At 68.8% G+C, this 21,725-nt stretch carries 21 protein-coding genes; 7 read left to right on the forward strand and 14 right to left on the reverse strand.

The window, feature by feature from the left end; translation table 11 throughout:
• Nucleotides 1-52: 52 nt before the first annotated feature.
• From ligA to QXH22_RS04230, 4 genes are all read right to left on the reverse strand, one after another.
• Nucleotides 53-2,143 carry an NAD-dependent DNA ligase LigA gene (gene ligA / locus QXH22_RS04215; protein ID WP_306274987.1) on the reverse strand — a complete coding sequence of 697 codons (2,091 nt, stop codon included), beginning with the start codon at nt 2,141-2,143 and terminating at the stop codon, nt 53-55.
• Nucleotides 2,144-2,252: 109 nt separating this feature from the next.
• Nucleotides 2,253-2,567 (reverse strand): helix-turn-helix transcriptional regulator, encoded by a 315-nt coding sequence (locus QXH22_RS04220; RefSeq protein WP_306241493.1) that lies wholly within the window; start codon nt 2,565-2,567, stop codon nt 2,253-2,255.
• Entirely contained in the window at nt 2,564-3,031 is a 468-nt protein-coding gene (locus tag QXH22_RS04225; RefSeq protein ID WP_306241494.1) for an SRPBCC family protein, read from the reverse strand. The genes QXH22_RS04220 and QXH22_RS04225 overlap by 4 nt, the downstream gene beginning before the upstream one ends.
• Nucleotides 3,032-3,101: 70 nt before the next feature.
• Nucleotides 3,102-4,115 carry a methionine synthase gene (locus QXH22_RS04230; protein WP_306241495.1) on the reverse strand — a complete coding sequence of 338 codons (1,014 nt, stop codon included), beginning with the start codon at nt 4,113-4,115 and terminating at the stop codon, nt 3,102-3,104.
• A 93-nt stretch (nt 4,116-4,208) separates the two neighbouring features.
• Between QXH22_RS04230 and QXH22_RS04235 the strand changes: the two genes are divergently transcribed.
• Nucleotides 4,209-4,841, forward strand: coding sequence for a sensor domain-containing protein (locus QXH22_RS04235; protein ID WP_306241496.1), 633 nt, complete (start codon nt 4,209-4,211; stop codon nt 4,839-4,841).
• On the opposite strand, the gene mnmA is transcribed toward QXH22_RS04235, so the two are convergent.
• Nucleotides 4,838-5,917, reverse strand: a complete 1,080-nt coding sequence (gene mnmA, locus QXH22_RS04240; RefSeq protein ID WP_306241497.1) for a tRNA 2-thiouridine(34) synthase MnmA — start codon at nt 5,915-5,917, stop codon at nt 4,838-4,840. The genes QXH22_RS04235 and mnmA overlap by 4 nt on opposite strands.
• Entirely contained in the window at nt 5,914-7,095 is a 1,182-nt protein-coding gene (locus QXH22_RS04245; RefSeq protein WP_306241498.1) for a cysteine desulfurase family protein, read from the reverse strand. The genes mnmA and QXH22_RS04245 overlap by 4 nt, the downstream gene beginning before the upstream one ends.
• 203 nt (nt 7,096-7,298) lie before the next feature.
• Here QXH22_RS04245 and QXH22_RS04250 point away from each other — a divergent pair, with 203 nt between their 5' ends.
• Nucleotides 7,299-8,780, forward strand: coding sequence for a cryptochrome/photolyase family protein (locus QXH22_RS04250; RefSeq protein ID WP_306274988.1), 1,482 nt, complete (start codon nt 7,299-7,301; stop codon nt 8,778-8,780).
• Nucleotides 8,781-8,785: 5 nt separating this feature from the next.
• Here QXH22_RS04250 and QXH22_RS04255 read toward each other — a convergent pair whose 3' ends face one another.
• From QXH22_RS04255 to QXH22_RS04280, 6 genes are all read right to left on the reverse strand, one after another.
• Complete coding sequence (locus QXH22_RS04255) at nt 8,786-9,160, reverse strand: SRPBCC family protein (protein WP_306274989.1); 375 nt, start codon at nt 9,158-9,160, stop codon at nt 8,786-8,788.
• 24 nt (nt 9,161-9,184) lie between these two features.
• Nucleotides 9,185-9,685 (reverse strand): DUF427 domain-containing protein, encoded by a 501-nt coding sequence (locus QXH22_RS04260; protein ID WP_306241501.1) that lies wholly within the window; start codon nt 9,683-9,685, stop codon nt 9,185-9,187.
• A 62-nt stretch (nt 9,686-9,747) separates the two neighbouring features.
• The gene (locus QXH22_RS04265) at nt 9,748-10,575 is read right to left on the reverse strand and encodes a 1-acyl-sn-glycerol-3-phosphate acyltransferase (RefSeq protein WP_306241502.1); all 828 of its coding nucleotides are present in this window, start codon (nt 10,573-10,575) and stop codon (nt 9,748-9,750) included.
• The gene (locus tag QXH22_RS04270) at nt 10,572-11,417 is read right to left on the reverse strand and encodes a GNAT family N-acetyltransferase (RefSeq protein ID WP_306241503.1); all 846 of its coding nucleotides are present in this window, start codon (nt 11,415-11,417) and stop codon (nt 10,572-10,574) included. The genes QXH22_RS04265 and QXH22_RS04270 overlap by 4 nt, the downstream gene beginning before the upstream one ends.
• 129 nt (nt 11,418-11,546) lie before the next feature.
• The gene (locus tag QXH22_RS04275) at nt 11,547-12,503 is read right to left on the reverse strand and encodes an electron transfer flavoprotein subunit alpha/FixB family protein (protein WP_306274990.1); all 957 of its coding nucleotides are present in this window, start codon (nt 12,501-12,503) and stop codon (nt 11,547-11,549) included.
• A 29-nt stretch (nt 12,504-12,532) separates the two neighbouring features.
• The gene (locus QXH22_RS04280) at nt 12,533-13,324 is read right to left on the reverse strand and encodes an electron transfer flavoprotein subunit beta/FixA family protein (RefSeq protein ID WP_306241505.1); all 792 of its coding nucleotides are present in this window, start codon (nt 13,322-13,324) and stop codon (nt 12,533-12,535) included.
• A 218-nt stretch (nt 13,325-13,542) separates the two neighbouring features.
• On the opposite strand from QXH22_RS04280, the gene QXH22_RS04285 reads away from it, so the two are divergent.
• From QXH22_RS04285 to QXH22_RS04295, 3 genes are read left to right on the forward strand one after another with little or no spacing between them, the layout of a single operon-like run.
• The gene (locus QXH22_RS04285; protein WP_306241506.1) at nt 13,543-14,340 is read left to right on the forward strand and encodes a bifunctional 2-polyprenyl-6-hydroxyphenol methylase/3-demethylubiquinol 3-O-methyltransferase UbiG; all 798 of its coding nucleotides are present in this window, start codon (nt 13,543-13,545) and stop codon (nt 14,338-14,340) included.
• A gap of 26 nt (nt 14,341-14,366) precedes the next feature.
• On the forward strand, nt 14,367-15,929 hold the full coding sequence (locus tag QXH22_RS04290; protein WP_371934205.1) for a 1,4-alpha-glucan branching protein domain-containing protein: 1,563 nt from the start codon (nt 14,367-14,369) through the stop codon (nt 15,927-15,929).
• A 10-nt stretch (nt 15,930-15,939) separates the two neighbouring features.
• Nucleotides 15,940-17,178 (forward strand): glycosyltransferase family 4 protein, encoded by a 1,239-nt coding sequence (locus tag QXH22_RS04295; protein WP_306241508.1) that lies wholly within the window; start codon nt 15,940-15,942, stop codon nt 17,176-17,178.
• Here QXH22_RS04295 and QXH22_RS04300 read toward each other — a convergent pair.
• On the reverse strand, nt 17,175-18,137 hold the full coding sequence (locus QXH22_RS04300) for an SDR family NAD(P)-dependent oxidoreductase (protein ID WP_306241509.1): 963 nt from the start codon (nt 18,135-18,137) through the stop codon (nt 17,175-17,177). The genes QXH22_RS04295 and QXH22_RS04300 overlap by 4 nt on opposite strands.
• A 55-nt stretch (nt 18,138-18,192) precedes the next feature.
• On the opposite strand from QXH22_RS04300, the gene QXH22_RS04305 reads away from it, so the two are divergent.
• Entirely contained in the window at nt 18,193-19,542 is a 1,350-nt protein-coding gene (locus QXH22_RS04305) for a TIGR01777 family oxidoreductase (protein WP_306275958.1), read from the forward strand.
• Between the two features lie 95 nt (nt 19,543-19,637).
• Here QXH22_RS04305 and QXH22_RS04310 read toward each other — a convergent pair whose 3' ends face one another.
• Nucleotides 19,638-20,312: a phosphodiesterase gene (locus QXH22_RS04310; RefSeq protein ID WP_306274991.1), complete on the reverse strand. Its 675-nt coding sequence runs from the start codon at nt 20,310-20,312 to the stop codon at nt 19,638-19,640.
• Between the two features lie 289 nt (nt 20,313-20,601).
• On the opposite strand from QXH22_RS04310, the gene QXH22_RS04315 reads away from it, so the two are divergent.
• On the forward strand, nt 20,602-21,708 hold the full coding sequence (locus tag QXH22_RS04315) for a polyprenyl synthetase family protein (protein ID WP_371934206.1): 1,107 nt from the start codon (nt 20,602-20,604) through the stop codon (nt 21,706-21,708).
• Nucleotides 21,709-21,725: the final 17 nt, after the last annotated feature.

A 21,725-nucleotide genomic window follows, 5' to 3' on the forward strand; every position in this document is an offset into this window, starting at 1 on the left:
GACGCAGGCATTAGTACGGTCCAGTACCGTACCGACTCGCGGCCCGGCCGTGTCACTGCGCGGCAGGTTCGGCTTCCGGCGGCCCCTCGGCAAGGAGCGTCCGGAACCCGTCCTCGTCGAGGATCGGCACACCGAGTTCGACCGCTTTGTCGTACTTCGAGCCGGGCGAATCCCCGACCACGACGAAAGACGTCTTCTTCGACACCGACCCCGCCGCCTTGCCGCCGCGGCTGACGATGGCCTCTTTGGCGTCGTCACGGGAGAAGCCGGTGAGCGAGCCGGTCACCACGATGCTCAGCCCGGCCAGGGTGCGGGGCACGCTGTCGTCGCGCTCGTCGGCCATCCGCACACCGGCGGCGCGCCACTTCTCGACGATGTCGCGGTGCCAGTCGACGGTGAACCAGTCGGTGACCGCGGCCGCGATCGTGGCGCCCACCCCTTCCACGGCAGCCAGCTGCTCGGTCGTCGCCTCGGCGATCGCATCGAGAGTGCCGAAGGCGGCTGCCAGCGCGCGCGCCGCCGTCGGCCCCACATGACGAATCGACAACGCCACCAGGACACGCCACAGCGGCGCAGACTTGGCATTGTCCAGATTGGCCAGCAGGCGCCTGCCGTTGGCGGACAGGCAGCCGGCCTTGGTCCGGAACAACTCCGTGCCCAGCAGCTTGTCCTCGGTGAGGCTGAACAGGTCGCCTTCGTCGGCGATTGCCCCGGCCTGCAACAGCGCGGCCCCGGCCTCGTAGCCGAGCACCTCGATGTCCAGGGCGTTGCGGCTGGCCACATGGAAAACCCGCTCACGCAGCTGCGCCGGGCAGCCCCGGGAGTTGGGGCAGCGGATGTCGGCGTCGCCCTCTTTCTCCGGCGCGAGAGGCGTGCCGCACTCGGGACATGTTGTGGGCATGACGAATTCGTGTTCGGAGCCGTCGCGCAGATCGACGACGGGGCCCAGCACCTCGGGAATGACGTCGCCGGCCTTGCGGATCACCACCGTGTCGCCGATCAGCACACCTTTGCGCTTGACCTCCGAGGCGTTGTGCAGCGTGGCCTGCGCCACGGTCGAGCCGGCCACCTTGACCGGCGTCATGAACGCGAACGGAGTGACCCGCCCGGTGCGCCCGACGTTGACCCGGATGTCGAGCAGCTTGGTCTGGGCCTCCTCCGGCGGGTACTTGTAGGCGATCGCCCAGCGCGGGGCACGCGAGGTGGAACCCAGCCGGCGCTGCAGCGCGAACTCGTCGACCTTGACCACCACGCCATCGATCTCGTGGTCCACCTCGTGGCGGTGCTCACCCCAGTAGTCGATGCGTTCCTGCACCGAGGCCAGTCCGTTGACGACGGTGGTGTGGGTGGAGACCGGCAGCCCCCACTCCTGCAGCGCGAGGTAGGCCGCGTGCTGGCTGGCCGGCCGAAAACCTTCGGTGTGCCCCAGCCCGTGGCAGATCATCCGCAGCTTGCGGCGGGCGGTCACGGCGGGATCCTTCTGGCGCAGCGAGCCCGCGGCGCTGTTGCGGGGATTGGCGAACGGCGCCTTGCCCTCCTCCACCAGGCTCGCGTTGAGGGCGGCGAAATCGTCCACCCGGAAGAAGACCTCGCCGCGCACCTCGAGAACCGCGGGCACCGGGTACTCCTCGCTGGCGGACAATCGCAGCGGCACGTCGTCGATGGTGCGCGCGTTGAGTGTGACGTCTTCACCGGTGCGACCGTCGCCCCGGGTCGCCGCGCGGGTCAGTCGCCCGTCCCGGTACACCAACGACAGCGCGACGCCGTCGATCTTGAGTTCGCACAGGTAATGCGCCTCAATACTCGAGTCGCCGATCTCGGCTTCAACCCTGGCCGCCCAGGCGTTCAACTCGTCGGCGCTGAACGCGTTGTCCAGGCTCAGCATCCGCTCGAGATGCTCGGCGGCCTCGAACTCCGTCGCGAATCCGGCGCCGCCGACCAGCTGGGTGGGTGAGTCGGGTGTGCGCAGCTCCGGATACTCGGCCTCCAGCGCCTCCAGCTTGCGCAGCAGGCGGTCGAATTCGGCATCGGTGATGATCGGCGCATCGCGCACGTAGTAGCGGAACTGGTGCTCGCGTACCTCCTCGGCCAGGTCCTGCCACTCGTGCAGGACTTCCGGGCGTAGCCCCTCGGGAGACGTCACCTTGGCAGGCTATCGAAGGGGGCCGACGAGGCCTCGCCGAGATTGCCGCAGCGGTCGTGACCACCCGCCGGAACACAGCCGCCACGGCCATCTCGTCCAAACCCGGGTCTCACTCCTCCACGAACGCGCGCAGCCGATCCACCGCAGCGTCCCAGCGGCGGGACAACTGAGCGAGGTAGTCGCCGGCTTGGGCCAGCGGTTCGGCCTGCACCATCCACAGCCGTTCCCGGCCGCGCCGGCTGCTGGTCACCAGCCCCGCGGACTCCAGCAGCAGCAGGTGCTTGGTGGCCGCTTGCCGGGTCACCGGAATGACCTGTGTGACTTGGGTTGTCGAACTCGGACCCGCCTCGCACAGAAGCACCACGATGCGCAGGCGATTGGCATCGCCGAGAGCGTCGAACACGCGGGCGCCGACCGTCTTCACAGGAGTTCCAGATAGCGGCGCACCAGGTCGGTCTGAATGGCCCAGCCCTCGGCGTTCGCCTCGAAGGAACTACCGCGGCGGGGTTCGGGTATCGCGTCGAAGCCCGATTCGACGATGGTGAGCAGCACCCCGTCGAAGACCTCGTCGAGCGTGAACTCCACCAGCGTGGTGGCATTTGCATTTCCCGGGTCGATCGGCCAGCGGTAGGCGAAGCGTCGCGGCGGTTCCACCGCGACGATCTGCCAGCGACTGGTCACACCGACATGGGGTTGCTGACGCTTGGCGACCTCGGCGTCGACCTCGGTGGGGGTGATGGTCGCGGTGACGGTCTTCCCTTCGGCGAAGGGCCCGTCGAAGCGGACGCCGAACCAGCGTCCGAACTGCTCCGCGTCGCTGATCGCCGCCCACACGCGCTGCAGCGGAGCCCGCAACAGCACCTGCTTCTCGATCCGGTCGGTATTCATGCGCAACCTCCTGGTTGCTTATTACGACAGCACAGCGAGCACAGAACCGCAACCAAAAGGTTGCGAATCCTCAGATCGCGTCGGGGTCCGCAGCGAATGCATCCGCGGCGTCGCGGGCCAGACTGACCGCGGTGCGCGCCCACTGCGGGGTCGCGACGGCCAAGCCGCATGCCGGGGTGACACCGACGCGGCCCCGCAGGGGCGAACGCCCGAATCCGAGACGGTCGGTTACCGCGACGACTCTGGTGGCCACCTCTTCGACCGACGGCCGACGGTCGGGGGCACTGCTGTCGACCACGCCCAGCACGAGGGTGCGCCCCGACTCCACAAATGCCGCGACAGCGTCCAAGTCGGCGGCCCGCAGCGTGTTCACATCGACCGAAACCGCCGCAATTCCGCTGCGTGCCAACAACTCCCAGGGAACATCGGGAGCGCAGCTGTGCACCGCGACGTCCACTCCCACCACCTCGACACACATCGCCAGCAAGGCCTCGGCGACCGCCTCGTCGAGCGCGGGCACCGGACTCAGGGCGGTGACCCCGGTCAGTCGGCCGCCGAGGGCGGCCGGCAGCGTCGGCTCGTCGAACTGCACCACAACCGGCGTATCCAGACGGCGGGACAGCGCGGCGCGGTGGGCGGCGACGCCTTCGGCCAGCGAGGCGGTCAGGTCGCGCAGTGCGCCCGCATCGGTGATCGCGCGGTGGCCGTTGCCCAACTCCAGCCCCGCCGCCAGGGTGACCGGCCCGGGCGCCTGCACCTTGACCACCCGGTCGCCGCCGCGCAGGCCCGCGGTCTCCCACGCCTCCTCGAGCGCGTCCATGTCCTCGTCGAGCATGCTGGTGGCCCGGCGCGTCACGACCCCGGGACGAGAGACCAGGCGGTAGCCGCGCGGGACAGTGTCCAGGGCCACGTCGACCAGCAGTGCCGCGGCGCGCCCGAGCATGTCGGCACCCACTCCCCTGGCCGGTAACTCCACGAGATGGGCCAACGCGCCGGCCAACTCGCCGACGACGACTTCGGCGGCCTGGCGCGCCGAGGTGCCGGGCCACGATCCGACGCCGCTGCCCTGTGCGAAAACACTCACCCGGCAACCGTATTCGACATCACAACGGGAGCCACCGGCCAGGGGTGTTTAGCGCTGCCGGACCCGGGTAAGTTCGAGCCGGAAGGGCGGCTCATGGCGAGAAAAACACGGTTGCTCCTGTCGTGTTGCGCGATGCTGCTGGCAACGGCGTGCACTCGCGTGGTCGACGGCGAAGCGTTGCCGGCCTTCGGCGCCCTACCACTGGACGTGCTCGACGTCAGCACGGTGCTGCTGGACCAGTCGAGGATGCGCTCGATCACCGGTTCCGGCGAGCATCTGACGATCATTCCCTCGATGGACGGCCGGTACCCCGTCGACATCGAAGACCTCGCCGCGACCGCCCCGGCGGAATGCCGGTTCGTGTTCGCCGAGACGGCGACGTTCGGCCCCGAGGTGAAGTCGTTCCACAAGACGACGTTTCAGGACCCACCCGGTGGCCGGCTGATTTCCGAGGGCGCCGCGAGCTACCACGACGCCGACATCGCGCGGCGCGCGTTCGAGGGGCTGGTGTCAACGGTGAAGGACTGTGCGGACAGTTCGATGGGCTGGCTGTTCGTCAACTCGTGGGAGACCGGCCCTGACTCGCTGCGCATGCGACCGGGTTCGTGTGGCCGCGATTACCGGGTGCTCTCGGTGGCTCTGCTGGAAGTCACCTTCTGCGGCTTCCCCGAATCGGTGTCGGAGATCGTGATGACGAACATCGCCAAAAATGTGCCGGGAGGCTAGGCCCGCCCGGTGCCGGCGATGGTAGCGCTGCCGATCACCTCGTCACCGTCAGGATCGGGGCGGTACAGCACGAGCGTCTGACCACGGGCCACCCCGCGAAGCGGTGCCCGCAACTGCACGACCAGCTCGCCGTCAACCAATTCGGCTACGCCGTCTGCGATTTCGCCGTGTGCGCGCACCTGCACCGCGCATTCGATCGGACCGGAGGGCGCGGTTCCCGCGGTGAAGACCGGCGCGCGTCCGCGAAGCGTGTGAACGTCGAGTTCGGCCGCACTCCCGACATGAACGGTGGCGGTGTCGGCGTCGATCGCCGTCACATACCGTGGCAGACCGTCCGCCCCCGGACCGGCGATGCCCAGGCCCTTGCGCTGACCGATGGTGAAGCCGTGCACACCGTCATGTTCGGCGAGTACGGCACCGTCCTTGTCGACGACCGCCCCGCGACGGACGCCGATGCGCGCGCCGAGGAACGCCTGGGTGTTGCCGGACGGGATGAAGCAGATGTCATGACTGTCCGGCTTGTCCGCGACCGCCAGGCCACGGCGGGCCGCCTCGGCGCGGATCTGCGGCTTGGGGGTGTCGCCGATCGGGAAGGCGGCGTGGCGCAACTGCTCGGCGGTGAGCACGGCCAGCACGTAGGACTGGTCCTTGTCCCGGTCGACGGCGCGCCGCAACCGTCCCCCGGACAGTCGCGCGTAGTGCCCGGTGACCACCTGGTCGAAACCGAGCGCCAGCGCGCGCGCCGACAATGCGGAGAACTTGATCTGCTGATTGCAGCGCACACAGGGATTCGGCGTCTCGCCGCGCGCATAGGACGACACGAAATCGTCGATCACGTCCGCTTGGAACTTTTCCGCGAAATCCCATACATAGAACGGTATTCCGAGGACATCGGCCACCCGCCGGGCGTCGGACGCGTCCTCCTTGGAGCAGCAGCCACGCGATCCGGTGCGCAGGGTGCCCGGAGCGGTCGACAGCGCCAGATGCACTCCCACCACGTCGTGCCCCGCGTCCACCATGCGGGCCGCGGCCACCGACGAATCCACCCCACCGCTCATCGCGGCGAGAACCTTCACTGGGCCAACCCCGCGGCGGCCAGGGCAGCCCGCCGGGCGCGCGCCACCGCACCGGGAAGCACCTCTAACGCCGCGTCCACGTCGGAGTCGACGCTGTTGTGTCCGAACGAGAGCCGCAACGATCCGCGGGCGCTGGCCGGATCGGCGCCCATCGCGATCAGCACGTGCGACGGTTGCGCCACCCCGGCGGTGCAGGCCGATCCGGTCGAACACTCGATTCCGTTGGCGTCCAGCAGCATCAACAACGCATCGCCTTCACAGCCGCGGAAGGTGAAGTGGGCGTTGCCCGGAAGCCGCAGCGGGTCGCGGGCCCCGTTGACCCGGACGTCGTCGATCTGGGCGAGCACGCCGTCGACCAACCGGTCCCGCAGTTGCCGCAGCCGCGCGCTGTTGGCCTCCAGGCCGTCCACCGCGATGCCGGCTGCGGTGGCCATGCCCACCGCGCCGGCGACATCGGGTGTCCCGGAACGGATATCGCGCTCCTGACCGCCGCCGTGCAGCAGCGGCACACACGCGACATTGCGGCGCACCACCAGTGCGCCCACCCCGGGCGGGCCACCGAACTTGTGCCCGGCCACACTCATCGCCGAGAGCCCGCTGGCACCGAAGTCGACCGGCAGCTGCCCGACCGCCTGCACGGCGTCGCAGTGCATCGGAACGCCGAACTCGGCTGCGACGGAGGCTAATTCAGCGATCGGCATGATGGTGCCGACCTCGTTGTTGGCCCACATCACCGATACGAGCGCGACGTCGTCACCGCCGTCGAGCGCCTCCCGCAGCGCGGCGGCCGACACCGAGCCGTCGGAGTCGGTGGGCATCCAGGTGACTTCGGCGCCTTCGTGCTCGACGAGCCAGTTGACGCTGTCTAGCACCGCGTGGTGTTCCACTTCGCTGGTGACGATGCGCCGGCGGTTCTCGTTCTCGTCGCGGCGGGCCCAGTACAGGCCCTTGACGGCCAGGTTGTCGCTCTCGGTGCCGCCCGCGGTGAAGATGACCTCCGAGGGGCGCGCGCCGAGCTTGTCGGCGATGAGCTCCCGGGACTCCTCGATTCGCCGGCGCGCCGTGCGACCGGTGGTGTGCAGTGACGACGCATTGCCCACGGTGCCGAGCACAGCGGTCATCGCCTCGATGGCAGCGGGGTGCATCGGGGTGGTGGCGGCGTGATCGAGGTAGACCATGACCCGCCCCACGATACCGGCCCGTCCTGCGACGATTCCGGCCGGAACGGCCGGATGAGGAGCCGGACCATCCGGCACCGCCTGCGACGATTGGTGCCCCGAACGGTGGAGCTGCCCCCGATCAATCGCTAAGTTGGTGAACAAAGTGTTCAGTAATTTGCGTGGGGGACGATGACTGCACCGACGACACAGCCGCAAATCGCATGAGCGCCGAGACCCGGCGATGGTGCTTCGCCGATCAGCTCGGCCCCCACTTCCTCGACGATCCCGCCCAGCCGGTGCTGCTGATCGAGTCACGGGCGGTGTTCCAACGCCGCCGCTTCCACCGGCGCAAGGCTCATCTGGTGCTCTCGGCGTTGCGCCACCGGGCGGCTGAACTCGGTGAGCAGGCGGTGTTTCTGCAGACCCGCAGCTACGGTGAAGCGCTCGATCAACTCGACGAACCGCTCAGCGTGTGCCAGCCCACCTCGTGGGCGGCTGACCGATTCGTGCGGTCGCTGCCGTCGGTAGAGGTCCTGCCCGCCCGGGGTTTCTGCACGAGCCGGGAGGATTTCGACGAGTGGGCGAAATCACAGCGCACGCTGCGGATGGAGAACTTCTACCGCACCGCGCGCCGCCGGTTCGATCTGCTGATGGACGGTGACCAGCCGGTCGAGGGACGGTGGAACTTCGACGCCGACAATCGCGAACCCGCGCCCAAGAACACGGCCGATCTGGGCGTTCCACCGCCCTGGCAGGCCGAAGAAGACGAGATCGACGAACAGGTCCGCGCCGATCTGGACCGCTGGGAACGCGACGGCGATGTGTCGTTTGTCGGGCGCGACGGCCCACGCGAGTTCGCCGTCACCGCCGCAGAAGCGCAACAGGCGCTGAAAGTCTTTCTGCGGGACCGGCTGGCGCACTTCGGCCCTCATGAAGACGCGATGCTGACCGGCGACCGGTTCATGGCCCACAGTCTGCTGTCGGCGCCGATGAACCTGGGCCTGCTGGATCCGCTGGACTGCGCCTACGCCGCCGAAGACGCCTACCGCAGCAAGAAGGCACCTATCAGCAGCGTGGAGGGATACATCCGGCAGCTGATCGGGTGGCGGGACTACATCTGGCACGTCTACTGGCACTTCGGCCGGAAGTATCGTCACCGCAACGCATTACACGCGACCAACAGCCTGCCGTCCTGGTTCACCGAGCTGGACGCCGATGCGCTGGAGGCCAACTGCCTCAAGGACGTCCTGGCACAGGTACGCGACCACGGCTGGGTTCATCACATCCCCCGGCTGATGGTGCTGTCCAACTTCGCGTTGCAACGCGGTTGGGATCCGGCCGAGGTCACCGACTGGTTCCACCGATCCTTCGTCGACGGCTACGACTGGGTGATGGTCGCCAATGTGGTTGGCATGTCGCTGCATGCCGATGGCGGGCTGATGGCGACCAAGCCGTACGCGTCCGGCGGCGCCTACATCAATCGCATGAGCGACTACTGCGGATCCTGCCGGTACCAGCCGAGCAAACGGGTCGGTGAGCAGGGGTGTCCGTTCACCGGCGGCTACTGGTGGTTTCTGGCGCGCAACCGAGAAGAGCTGGGACGCAACCGGCGGATGGCTCAACCGATGGCCGGGCTGGGCAGGCTGAAGGACCTCGACGAGGTGGTGGCCCAGCAACGCCGCCTCGGTGACAGCCCCCCGTAAGACCGCTAGGTCAGCAGCTTCTCCATCCGGCGCAACGCGATCTCACACACCGCCAGATAGGCGGGTGCCCACCGCGGCACGCCGAAGGTGATCCGTGCGCCGCCGTCTGCGGGATCCACCCGGTGCCAGGTGGCGGGGATCCCGGCCACCTTCCATGCCCAGCATCGGCCCGGCTCGAACTCGGTGACGACGAACGGCAGCCGCACCAGCAGCGCGGTCTGGACCGTCCCCTTCGCGCCCGCGGTCAGTCGTCTACCCGGCTGGTCGAGTTCGGCGCCGGTGATCGAAGGCCCCCATTGCGGCCAGGCGTCGAGGTCGACGAGAAGATCCCACGCGGCCTGCGGTGGCGCGGCAACGAGCCGACTCACACTGAACGTCATCGCCCTAGTGTTCCCGCTCGCCGGCTACCAACCCATCGATCCCGGAATTCCCTTGAACGGGCCCACGATCCAGCTGTTGATCCAGCCGCCGTAGAAGCCGCCGGGTTGCGGAATGACCTCTTCACCGTTGACCGTGCACCGGTCCACCTCGGCGGCCATCACGGCGATCGCATTCGCGATCGGTGCGAAACCGGCGGTGGGCCGCTCGTAAGTCCAGGCCGCGCGCGAAGCCACCCGCGCCGGCGTTATTAGATCGAAGTAGCTCGCCTGTCCCTTCCATTCGCACCAGGACGAACCGGCAGCGGGCCGCAGCACCCCCTCCGCGAACGCATCACGCGGCAGGTAGTACGTGGGCGGGTGGCTGGTCTCCAGCACCCGCCAGGCGCGCTGCGTCGATGCGATCTGCTGACCGCCCAATTCGATGGTGATCGAACCGGCGAAGTCTTCCAGCCGCGGCGGGCGGGGATAGTCCCACACGGATTCCTGCCCTGGACCGGCAACGTCCGGCTTCGGCCAACGACTCATAGTCACCTCTCCGCACTCGGCTGACGCCCGACGAACGCCATTGTCCCCCGAGGCGGGAGCAGTCAGGCCACCAGCGCGTGATCCAGGTTCACCGGCGCACCCGAGCGCACCGCCGTCTGGCACCGGCGGGCCAGGGCCCGCCGGTCGGCTCCCGGTAGCTGCAGCGACTCGACCCGGACCCGGGCCACGGTGCGGCGTGCGCAGACCACCCGGTAGACCGACCGCAGCAACGGGTCGCAGCCCACGTACGCCGGGTCGGTCGACATCCGCCCGTCCACGTGGTGATAGGTCAGGCGCAACGGCTGCACCGGACGGCCCGCATCGATCGCAGCCTGGAACATGGCCGGGTAGAAGCTGCCGAAGGCCGCGCCGCACCAGGTGGTGCCCTCCGGGAAGGCCACCACCGTCTGGCCGGCACGCAACCGCGCCGCGACCGCGGCCACCACGGCGGGCAGCCGCCGCAGACTGGCGCGCTCGATCGGGATGATCTTCAGGATCCGCGCCACCACTCCGATGGCCGGGCCGCTGAACATGTCGGCCCGCGCGACGAACGAGCCGGGCAGCACCGCCCCGATCGCGAAGACGTCCAGCCAGGAGACGTGACTGCTCACCACCAGGACCCCGCTCAGATTCCGAATCGGGTTGCCCGACACTGAGATTCGCACTCCCAGGCTACGCAGCACCAGCCGGCAGTAGGCGCGCTGAAGATGGCTGGAACCCGGTAGCGGAATGCCCAGTAACGGCAGCCCGGGGGCCAGCAGCAGCACCAGGCCGATGCGCAGGGCGGCCCGCAACCGCACCGGCAGCCGCCGCGCCTGTACCACCTCGTCGAGGCAGCCGATGTCACACGATGCCCGGGGCAGCCACGGGTGCGCGGCCGTCGTGTTCACCGGGCTGCACCGCCCATGTCGGCGGCGGCCGACACCGACCGCAGCCGCTTGAGGTAGCGGGTGTCGGCGTCGCTCTTGCTCAGCAGCACGCAGAAATCGCCCACCCCGAAGTCCGGGTCGTGGGCAGGCTCGCCGCACGCCCGGGCGCCGAGCCGCAGGTAGCCCCGCAGCAACGGCGGGATGACAGGCCGGCCGGGCGGTGCGATGTCGTCGAGCGCCGTGCCGTCGATGCAGACCGGCCGATACGGCCGGACCCGGTAGCGCGCAGGGTGCCGTTGCAGGACGAAGTCACGCACACCGCGGATCTGACGTCCCGGAACGTCGCCCTCGGTTTCGATCGGAACCGACACGCAGCCGGTCACGTAGTCGTAGTCGCAGCGGTCCAGGTAGGCCAGGATGCCCGCCCACATCAGCAGCACCACCCCGCCGTTGCGATGGCCCTCGCGCACCACTGCGCGCCCCATCTCGACCAGCGACGGCCGCAGGGCGTCGAAGTCGCGGACGTCGAATTCGGTTGCGGTATAGAGACCTCCGGCGGCGATCGCGCCGGATGGCGGCAGCATGCGGTAGCAGCCGACCAATTCGCCGGTGTCGTCGTCGCGGACGAGGAGGTGGTCGCAGTATTCGTCGAACCGGTCGACGTCCAGACCCTCGCGGCCGTCGGCCGCGGGGGGCAGCGCGAAGCCGGGTGTGCTGCTGAACACGTCGTGGCGCAGGCGCTGCGCTGCTTCGATCAGGCCGGGGTCGGTGGACAGCAGCAGGGAGTAGTGCGGACCGGATGACGACCGTGTCACCGGACCGCGTGGCTTGTCGCTGGGTATGAGAACGGATGCGATGCTCATGGCACCAACATGAAGCAGGCGTTCAGCTAGCCGGCATCGGCCCGCTGACATGTCGATGCACGTCAGATGAAGCATTCGGCAACGCAAAAGCCCCCGCACGCGGCGGGGGCTTTCACGGATACCGGTCGATCAGCCCTTGCGGGCCTTGACCCCCTCGGTCACCTGCGGGGTGACCTTGAACAGGTCTCCGACCACGCCGTAGTCGGCGATCTCGAAGATCGGCGCCTCTTCGTCCTTGTTGACGGCGACGATGGTCTTCGAGGTCTGCATACCGGCCCGGTGCTGGATCGCCCCGGAGATGCCCAGCGCGATGTACAGCTGCGGCGAGACGGTCTTGCCGGTCTGGCCCACCTGGAACTGGCCCGGGTAGTAGCCGGAGTCGACGGCGGCACGCGAGGCGCCGACGGCACCGCCCAGCGAGTCGGCGAGTTCCTCGACGACGGTGAAGTTCTCCGCGCTGCCCACACCGCGGCCACCGGAGACCACGACGCTGGCCTCCGTCAGCTCGGGGCGGTCGCCGGCCACGGCCGGCTCGCGGGAGGTGATCTTGGTCGCGTTCTCGGCCGGAGCCGGCACCTCGACGTTGACCTGCTCGCCGGCGCCGGCCTTCGGCTCGGCGTCGATGGCACCACCGCGCACGGTGATCACCGGGGTGTCGCCATTGACCTGCGACTCGACGGTGTAGGCGCCACCGAAGATCGAGTGCAGGGCCTTGTTGCCTTCCCGCACCTCGACCACGTCGACCAGCAGACCGGAGCCGATGCGGGCGGCCAGGCGCCCCGCGATCTCCTTGCCGTCGGCGTTGGCGGCCAGCAGCACCGCCGCGGGCGCGTTGGACTCGGCGAGCGAGGCCAGCACGTCGACGAACGGGGTGATGAGGTAGTTTGCCGCCACGTCGGACTCGGCGACGTAGATCTTCTCGGCGCCTGCCTCCTTGAGGCCGTCGACCAGCGGAGCGGCGGTACCCGGCGCACCGACGACGACGGCGGCCGGCTCGCCAAGGGCACGGGCCGCGGTGATCAACTCGGAAGTGACCTTCTTGAGGGCCCCTTCGGCGTGCTCTACAAGCACCAGAACTTCAGCCATGGTTTATTCGCTCTCTACGTGGGGTGGGCTCAGATGATCTTCTGGCCGACCAGGTACTTGACGATCTCGGTGCCGCCCTCGCCCTCGTCGGTGACCTTCTCGCCTGCGGTCTTCGGCGGCTTCGGTGTCGACGAGAGCACCGTCGACCCGGCGTTGGCCAGGCCCACCTCGTCGGGCTCGACGCCGATCTCGGCCAGCGTCAGGACGGTCACTTCCTTCTTCTTGGCGGCCATGATGCCTTTGAAGGACGGGAAGCGAGGCTCGTTGATCTTCTCGTTGACGCTCACCACGGCGGGCAAGCTCGCCTCGAGGCTGAACAGGCCGTCGTCGGTCTCCCGCTCGGCCGTGATCTTGCCGCCCTCGACGGACAGCTTGCGCACGTGGGTGAGCTGCGGCAGGCCCAGGTACTCGGCGATGATCGCCGGCACCGCACCGCCCGAGCCGTCCGTGGACTCGTTTCCGGCGATCACCAGCTCGGTGCCCTCGATGGTGCCCAGCGCGCGGGCCAGCGCCCACGCCGTCTGCACCACGCAGGACCCGTGCAGGCCGTCGTCCTTGAGGTGGACGGCCTTGTCGGCGCCCATGGACAGGGCTTTGCGGATCGCCTCGGTGGCGCGCTCGGGGCCGGCGGTCAGCACGGTGACCGACCCTTCGCCACCCTCCCGTTCCCGGATCTGCAGCGCTTCTTCGACGGCGCGCTCGTTGATCTCGTCCAGGACCGCGTCAGCGGCCTCGCGGTCGAGCGTCCAGTCGCCGTCGGAGAGCTTGCGCTCCGACCAGGTGTCCGGAACCTGCTTAATCAGGACCACGATGTTCGTCATGAGTGTGGTTCGTCCTCCTCGAAGGAGTCCCGCAGCGGTCGACTGCAGGACCTCGGTCACGCGTTTCGCAACCGCTTACGCCATGTTACTAGTGGGTAACTTCTCACGGTCTGCCAACCCACCATAGCGGGTGCTTCCTGGGCAGATCGCCCTGGGCTGCCCCCTTGATCCCCCGTCCGGTTCGCGAATCAGAGGCCAGGCATTAGCCTGCCTTAACAATGAGTGCAATCGTCCCCAATACACCGGACCGGATCGAACACCCGGTCGATCCGGGGTTGCCGCTGACAGGCGAGCGCACCATCCCCGATCTCGACATCGAGAACTACTGGTTCCGCCGCCACGAAGTGGTCTACGAGCGCCTCGCACCCCGCTGCGCGGGACGTGACGTGCTGGAAGCGGGTTGCGGAGAGGGCTACGGCGCCGACCTGATCGCCGGTGTCGCACGAGGGGTGGTAGCCGTCGACTACGACCAATCCACCGTCGCGCACGTCCGGCACCGCTACCCCCGGGTGCAGGTGCTGCACGCCAACCTGAGTGAGTTGCCGCTTCCCGACGCGAGTGTGGACGTCGTGGTGAACTTCCAGGTCATCGAGCATCTGTGGGACCAGGGCCAGTTCGTCCGCGAGTGCGCGCGGGTACTGCGACCGGCGGGCCTGCTGATGATGTCGACGCCCAACCGGATCACCTTCTCCCCCGGCCGTGACACCCCGATCAACCCGTTTCACACCCGCGAACTCAACGCCGACGAACTCACCGAACTGCTGCTGGAAGGCGGGTTCGCCGACGTGTCGATGAGCGGGTTGTTCCACGGGCCGCGACTGCGGGCGATGGATGAGCGGCACGGCGGTTCCATCATCGAGGCGCAGATCGCGCGGGCGGTGGCCGATGCGCCCTGGTCACCGGAGTTGGTGGCCGATGTCGCGGCGGTGGCCACCGCCGACTTCGACCTGCTGGACCGGGCCGAATGTGATATCGACGACAGCCTGGATCTCGTCGCGATCGCGGTGCGCAATTGACCACATCGTCCGGCCGGGTGCCCGGCATGTTCACGTTGGTGCTGCACACCCATCTGCCCTGGCTCGCCCATCACGGTCGGTGGCCGGTCGGGGAGGAATGGCTCTACCAGTCGTGGGCGGCGGCCTACCTGCCGCTGTTCCGGGTGCTGCGCGCGCTGGCCGATGAGGACCGCGGCGGCCTGATCACCCTCGGCATGACGCCGGTGGTCAACGCCCAGCTCGACGACCCGTACTGCCTGAACGGGATGTACCACTGGCTGGCCAACTGGCGGTTGCGCGCCTTCGAAGCGACCACAGTGGCCGCCAGCGTGCGGTCGCTGCCGCGGTCGAAGTCCGCCGGGTATCTGTCGTGCACCCCGGAAGCGTTGCGCGCGTTCGGCATTCGCGAGTGCCAGGAAGCCGATCAGGCGCTCGAGGACTTCGCGACACTGTGGCGGCACGGTGGCAGCCCGCTATTGCGCGGCCTGATCGAAGCCGGCACGGTCGAGCTGCTCGGCGGGCCGCTCGCCCATCCCTTCCAGCCGCTGCTGGCGCCGCGGCTGCGGGAGTTCGCCCTGCGCGAGGGCCTGGCGGACGCGCGACTGCGGCTGTCGCACGATCCGAAGGGGATCTGGGCACCCGAGTGCGCGTACGCCCCCGGCATGGAGCACGACTACGCCGCGGCCGGGGTCAGCCACTTCATGGTCGACGGACCGTCGCTGCACGGCGACACCGCGCTGGGCCGTCCGGTCGGCACCAGCGGTGTGGTCGCGTTCGGGCGTGACCTGCAGGTCAGCTACCGGGTGTGGTCACCGAAGTCGGGCTACCCCGGGCACGCCGCCTACCGCGACTTCCACACGTACGACCACCTGACCGGGCTGAAGCCGGCCCGGGTCACCGGGCGCAACGTGGGCTCGGAGGGTAAGGCCCCGTACGACGCCGAGCGCGCCGACCGCGCCGTCGACGTGCACGTCGCCGACTTCGTCGAGCTGGTGCGCAACCGTCTGGTATCCGAGTCAGAGCGGATCGGCCGTCCCGCCCATGTGGTCGCCGCATTCGACACCGAGCTGTTCGGGCACTGGTGGTACGAGGGCCCGACGTGGCTGGCGCGCATGCTGCGCGCACTGCCCGAAGCCGGGGTCCAGGTGGGCACGCTGCGCGACGCGATGTCGGCCGGATTCGTCGGCTCCCCGGTCGAATTGCCGCCCAGCTCTTGGGGTTCCGGTAAGGACTGGCAGGTATGGAACGGTGAGCAGGTGGCCGACCTGGTCCAGCTCAACGCCGAAGTGGTCGACACGGCGCTGACCACGGTGGACAAAGCACTGGCCCAGACGGCCTCGCTGGACGGCCCCATACCCCGCGATCACGTCGCCGACCAGATCCTGCGCGAGACGCTGCTGACGGTGTCCAGCGACTGGCCGTTCATGGTCAGCAAGGACTCCGCCGCCGACTACGCGCGCTACCGCGCACATCTGCACGCGCACGCCACCCGGGAGATCGCCGGCGCACTGGCGTCGGGCCGCCGCGACTCCGCGCAGCGACTGGCGCAGGGCTGGAACGCGGCCGACGGGCTGTTCGGCGCGCTGGACGCCCGGAGGCTCCCGAAGTGACGTGTCCCGTATGAAGATCCTGATGATCTCGTGGGAATACCCGCCGGTCGTCATCGGCGGCCTCGGCCGGCACGTCCACCACCTGTCTACCGCCCTCGCCCAGGCCGGCCACGACGTAGTCGTGTTGTCCCGCCGGCCCACCGGCACCGACCCGAGTACCCACCCGACCTCGGACGAAGTCCACGACGGGGTGCGGGTGATCGCCGCGGCGCAGGACCCGCACGAGTTCACGTTCAGCACCGACATGATGGCCTGGACGCTGGCCATGGGCCACGCCATGATTCGCGCCGGGCTGTCCCTCGGCACCGGCCGCCGGCCGTGGCGCCCCGACGTGGTGCACGCACACGACTGGCTGGTCGCACACCCCGCCATCGCGCTGGCCGAATTCTACGACGTACCAATGATTTCCACGATTCACGCGACGGAGGCCGGCCGGCATTCCGGCTGGGTCAGCGGAGCGATCAGCCGGCAGGTGCACGCGGTGGAATCCTGGCTGGTGCGCGAATCCGATTCGCTCATCACGTGTTCGGCGTCGATGCGCGAGGAGATCACCGAACTGTTCGGGCCCGGCCTGTCCGAGACCACGGTGATCCGCAACGGAATCGATGCGGCACGCTGGCCCTTCGCGGCCCGCCGACGGCGCACCGGCCCGGCTGAACTGCTCTACGTCGGACGGCTGGAGTACGAGAAGGGCGTGCACGACGCCATCGCCGCACTGCCCCGGATCAGGCGGGCCCATCCCGGCACCACCCTGACCATCGCCGGCGACGGCACCCAGCAGGACTGGCTCATCGAGCAGGCGCGAAAACACAAGGTGCGCAAGGCGACCCATTTCGTCGGGCACCTCCATCACGACGAGCTGCTGGCCGCGCTGCACCGGGCCGATGCCGCGGTGCTGCCCAGCCATTACGAGCCGTTCGGACTGGCCGCGCTGGAGGCCGCCGCGGCCGGTATTCCGCTGGTGACCTCCAACACCGGTGGCCTGGGTGAGGCCGTGATCGACGGCGTCACCGGCAGGTCGTTCGCCCCTCGCGATGTCGCCGGGCTGGCCGCGGCGGTTGGCGCGGTCCTCGACGACCCGGCGGCGGCCCAGCGCCGGGCCCGGGCCGCCCGCGAGCGGCTGACGTCAGACTTCGACTGGAAGACCGTGGCACACGAGACAGCCCAGGTCTATCTGGCCGCCAAACGCCGTGAGCGCCAACCGCACCCGCGGCGGCCGGTCGTCGAGCACGCGCTGCCCGATCGTTAGTCCAGGCCGGTCGCGTCGGCACAGTAGCGCCACATCCGCTGCAGGTCGTCGTCGGTGTACCAGGTAGTGGGCAGGTAGTGCTGCGGCCGGGGCCGCCGGTCATGCCAGAACAGCCCGGTCGGCGGGGCCGGTTTGGTCGCGGCCAGCCAGATCGCGGTGTCGGCGCCCTCCTCTGCGGTGCGCAGCAACGGGCCGGTGAGGCGCCGAAAGCCCGGCAGGGAGGACGCCACCCCGGGCGTGTCGGCCCAGCCGGGATGCATCGAGTACACCCGGATGCCGGCCCAGCGGCGGGCCAGGATCGACGTGAACGCCACCTGGATGCGCTTGCTGCGGGCGTAGGCGATGGCGCCGCGGTAGCGGCCCGTGCGGTATTCGGGGTCATCGACCGGCAACTGCTGGGTGTACATCCCGCCGGAGGACATCAGGATCACCCGCGGATCGCTGGACGCGCGCAGCAACGGCAACAGGCCCTCGGTCAACAACAGCGGACCCAATACGTGAGTGGCCAAGGTGATCTCGTGCCCGTCCGCGGTCTCCGTGCGCTCGGCCGGCAGCAGTCCTGCGTTATGGATCAGCACGTCCAGGCCGGCCATCCGCCGGGCCAGGTCCTTGGCGAACGCACGCACGGCGGCCAGGTCCGACATGTCGCACACTTCGACGCGGAGGTCTGCGTCGGGGTGCTCGGCGAGGATCTCCGCCCGCGCCTGCTCCCCCTTCGCCCCGTCGCGCACCGTCAGCAGCACGGTTGCCCCCAGCCCGGCCAGGCCGGCGGCAATGGCTTTACCGAGGCCCCGGTTGGAGCCGGTGACCAGCGCGGTGCGGCCACGCAGTGCGTCCGCCGGCGGGTCGTCCGCCCACTCGAGGGTTCGAAGCCGGTAGCCGATCCGGGTGTAGCCGGGAACTACGGCCCGGTCCAACACGGCGTCGAGCAGCGAAACGATTCCGTCGCGAACACCCATGCTGACAAGAATGCCGCACGCGCATGCCGTCGCATTCGTCGGTAACGTCACACTCATGGGCCTGATCTATTCGAGCGTGATTGACGCGCCGCGCGACGAAGTGTTCGCCTGGCACACCCGCCCCGGAGCCTTCGCCAGGCTTTCGCCGCCCTGGTCGCCGATGCGGCTCATCAGCGAAGCCGCATCGCTGAAGGACGGCCGCGCCATCCTCGGCCTGCCCGGCGGGTTGCGCTGGGTGGCCCAGCACCAGGCGGATTCCTACGATCCGCCAAGGCGTTTCGTCGACGTTCTCAGCAGCGACGGACTGGCTTCGCTGCCCCCGCGCATTATCGGGCAGTGGCGGCACACCCACGATTTCGAAGAAGTCGGCGCGGGGCAGACCCGCGTCATCGACCGTGTCGAGACGCCGGTGCCCGAGCGGGCGCTGCACCCCATGTTCGTGTACCGGCACCGGCAGTTGGCCGACGATCTGGCCGCGCACAAGCGGGCGGCCCAGCACGGTCTGGAGCCCTCGACCGTGGCCGTCACGGGCTCGTCGGGCTTGGTCGGCACCGCTCTCGCGGCATTTCTGAGCACCGGAGGCCACCGCGTGATCCGGTTGGTTCGCGGCACTGCGCACGGCCCCGACGAGCGGACCTGGAATACCGATGACCCCGATCCCGACCTGCTGGCCGGTGTGGACGCGGTCATTCACCTCGCGGGCGCCTCGATCGCCGGCCGGTTCACCGAGAAGCACCGAAAAGCGATCCGGGACAGCCGGATCGGACCCACACGCCGGCTGGCCGAACTGGTCGCCAGGACCGGAACGCCCGTGTTGATCTCCGCCTCGGCCATCGGGTTTTACGGATACGACCGCGGCGAAGAGCCGCTCACCGAAGACAGCGCGCGCGGCGACGGCTTCCTCGCCGATGTCGTGACCGACTGGGAAGACGCTACCGGCGCGGCCGAGCAGGCCGGAGCCCGCGTGGTGAAGGTGCGCACCGGTATCGTCCAGTCCCCCGCCGGAGGCACATTACAACTGATGCGGCCGCTGTTCAGCGCCGGACTTGGCGGCCGCCTCGGCGACGGGCAGCAGTGGTTCTCCTGGATCGGGATCGACGACCTGATCGACATCTACCACCGTGCGTGGTGGGACAGCGAATTGTCCGGTCCGGTCAATGCCGTTGCGCCGCAACCTGTCCGGAATTCCGAGTACACCCGCACCCTGGCGCATGTGCTGCACCGTCCCGCGGTGCTGCCGGTGCCGTCGTTGGGACCGCGCGTGCTACTCGGGGCGCAGGGCGCGCGCGAACTCGCACTGGCCAACCAGCGGGTCACACCCTCGCGCCTGAGCCTGGCGGGCCACCACTTCCGTCAGCCGGACCTCGAATCCGCCTTGCGGCACCTGTTGGGTCGCAGCGGGTAGCGCGCTCGATCGGGCCACGGCACCGGTCGGGTGGTGAACGAAGGGTCGGACACATCGCGCGACAGCGCGGTGCGCAACGACCGCGGCCCGCCTGGTCACTCGCGCGACTCCCTCCCGTTCCGGCTGCGCGCATACGTACTTGCCCGCAGATCGGCCAGCCACCCGGGATAGAGCGTCACGCCGGGCGCGGTATTGAGCACCGGATCGAACGAAACATCCTGTCCCGGTTGCAATTCGACCACCCCCGTCAACGAAAGGCGGCCTAGTTCCCGGAAGTCGGAGCTACCACAGGCCTGATCGAGCACCACCCGGACACCGGCGCTGTCGATACACCGCCGGATGTCGCCGAGCGAGAGGCCGGCCCCGTCGACGCCGCTGTCGATCCGCGCCCGCAGCCACCACTTTCTGTCGCCGTAACTCAGGGGCATCAGGGTGGTCATGTCATGCCCTGACCATGAGGAGACCGGCCGCAACGCCACCGCGCGGGTCAGCACTCCGGATCCGGCGGAGACCAGCAGGATGTCCCACGGCCCGGCTCCGGAGTCGACGCGCAGCGCGAGTCCGATGAAATCGGGCAGTCCCCCTGGTGTGCCGGTCGCTTTGGAGAAACGCGCAACCACGTCGCAGGAAGGAATCGGTAACCCGTCACCGTCTGGGGCGACTCGTTCGAAAGAGCCGTGGGCCACCACCCCGAGTGGATGAAAGAAACGCTTGCCCCGAACGGCGGAACCCCACTGGAACGGCAGAGCAACAAGATCAGAAACGTTCACCGGCGGCGGGTTCCCCGTCCCTAGGGAGGAAAACCCGCTTGAACCTAAACAGGCTCTGCTACGTGTGCTCAATAGTCGGCGGCCGACCCGCACGACTGGCGGACCTGAGAGTCATTCATTAAGTTAACGATTAAATAAGTGAAGATAATTATCCGACCCGGCCACCGCGACCAGCCCGTGGTTTGGCATCTCGTCAAGGGGGTACCAGCGCGTGAATCTGAGCCGTCCGGTATCAGCGGCTGACAGTGTCGAGGGAGTCGCTGTGGGAGATGTACGAGAATTTCCGCGGGTGGCGCTCGCGGAAGCCCGTCAGGGTGCGGCGGGCCTGTCTGCAGCCGACCAGTTCGACGATTGGCGGAAAAACCTGCGCCAGGCGGTCCTGGACCAGGTCGAGACGTTCGTCGCGGCCCGCTGCACCGACACCCTGGTTGATTGCGGCGTCGATTCCGCTGGTGAGGTCCTGCTGGAGTTCGTCCGCGGCGGCAAATGCCTGCGGTCGACCTTTATGTACCTGGGCTGGCTGTCCGGTGCCCCGGCCAGCGAAGCGGCCCTTTCGGCGACCGCGAGCTTAGAATTGCTACACGCTTTTGCTCTGCTGCAGGACGATGTGATGGATGACTCACCGTCGCGGCGCGGGCTGCCGGCCGCACACATCCAGTTCGAGCGCTGGCACCGCCAGCGCGGGATGTCCGGCTCGTCTCGCCGGTTCGGCGAGTCCGCGGCGGTGCTCCTCGGTGACCTGTGCCTGATCTGGGCCGAACAGATGCTGCGTGACTGCGGGCTGAGCCGCCACCAGCTGCAGCGGGCCTGGCCGCGCTACGACGCGATGCGCACCGAGCTGGCGGTCGGCCAGTTCGCGGACCTGACCCTGGACATCCGCAGACTCCCCACCTTGGATGCAGTGCTGAACGTCGCGCGGCTGAAATCCGGCAATTACACCGTGCGCCGGCCACTGGAGATCGGGGCCGCCATGGCCGGCTGCAGTGAGCACACCCTGGCACGGCTGGGCGAATACGGCAGCGCCGTCGGCGAAGCGTTCCAACTGCGCGACGACATCCTCGGCGTCTTCGGCGCGCCGGACACCACCGGCAAGCCCAACGGCGGTGATCTGCTCGAACGCAAGGCCACCAGCCTGATGGTCGCGGCCTATGAACTCGCCGATGCCTCGACGCGACGGCAATTCGGGGAGCTGGTGGAAAGCAACCACCTCACCGACGCGGACCTCGAGCATTGGCGCTCCCTGATCTTCGCGACCGGAGCGGTGCAGCGCATCGAGGAACTCATCAGCGATCGCGTGGAGATAGCTCAGAAGGCGTTGGACAGCAGCGGAATCGACGGCCCGATCAACGGAGCGCTGGCCAGCATGGCCGGCGTCTGCACGAGGCGTGCCGCATGATCCCAGGGAAGGGGTGC

It is taken from the genome of Mycobacterium sp. TY814 (assembly GCF_030755175.1).
GTDB lineage: Bacteria > Actinomycetota > Actinomycetes > Mycobacteriales > Mycobacteriaceae > Mycobacterium.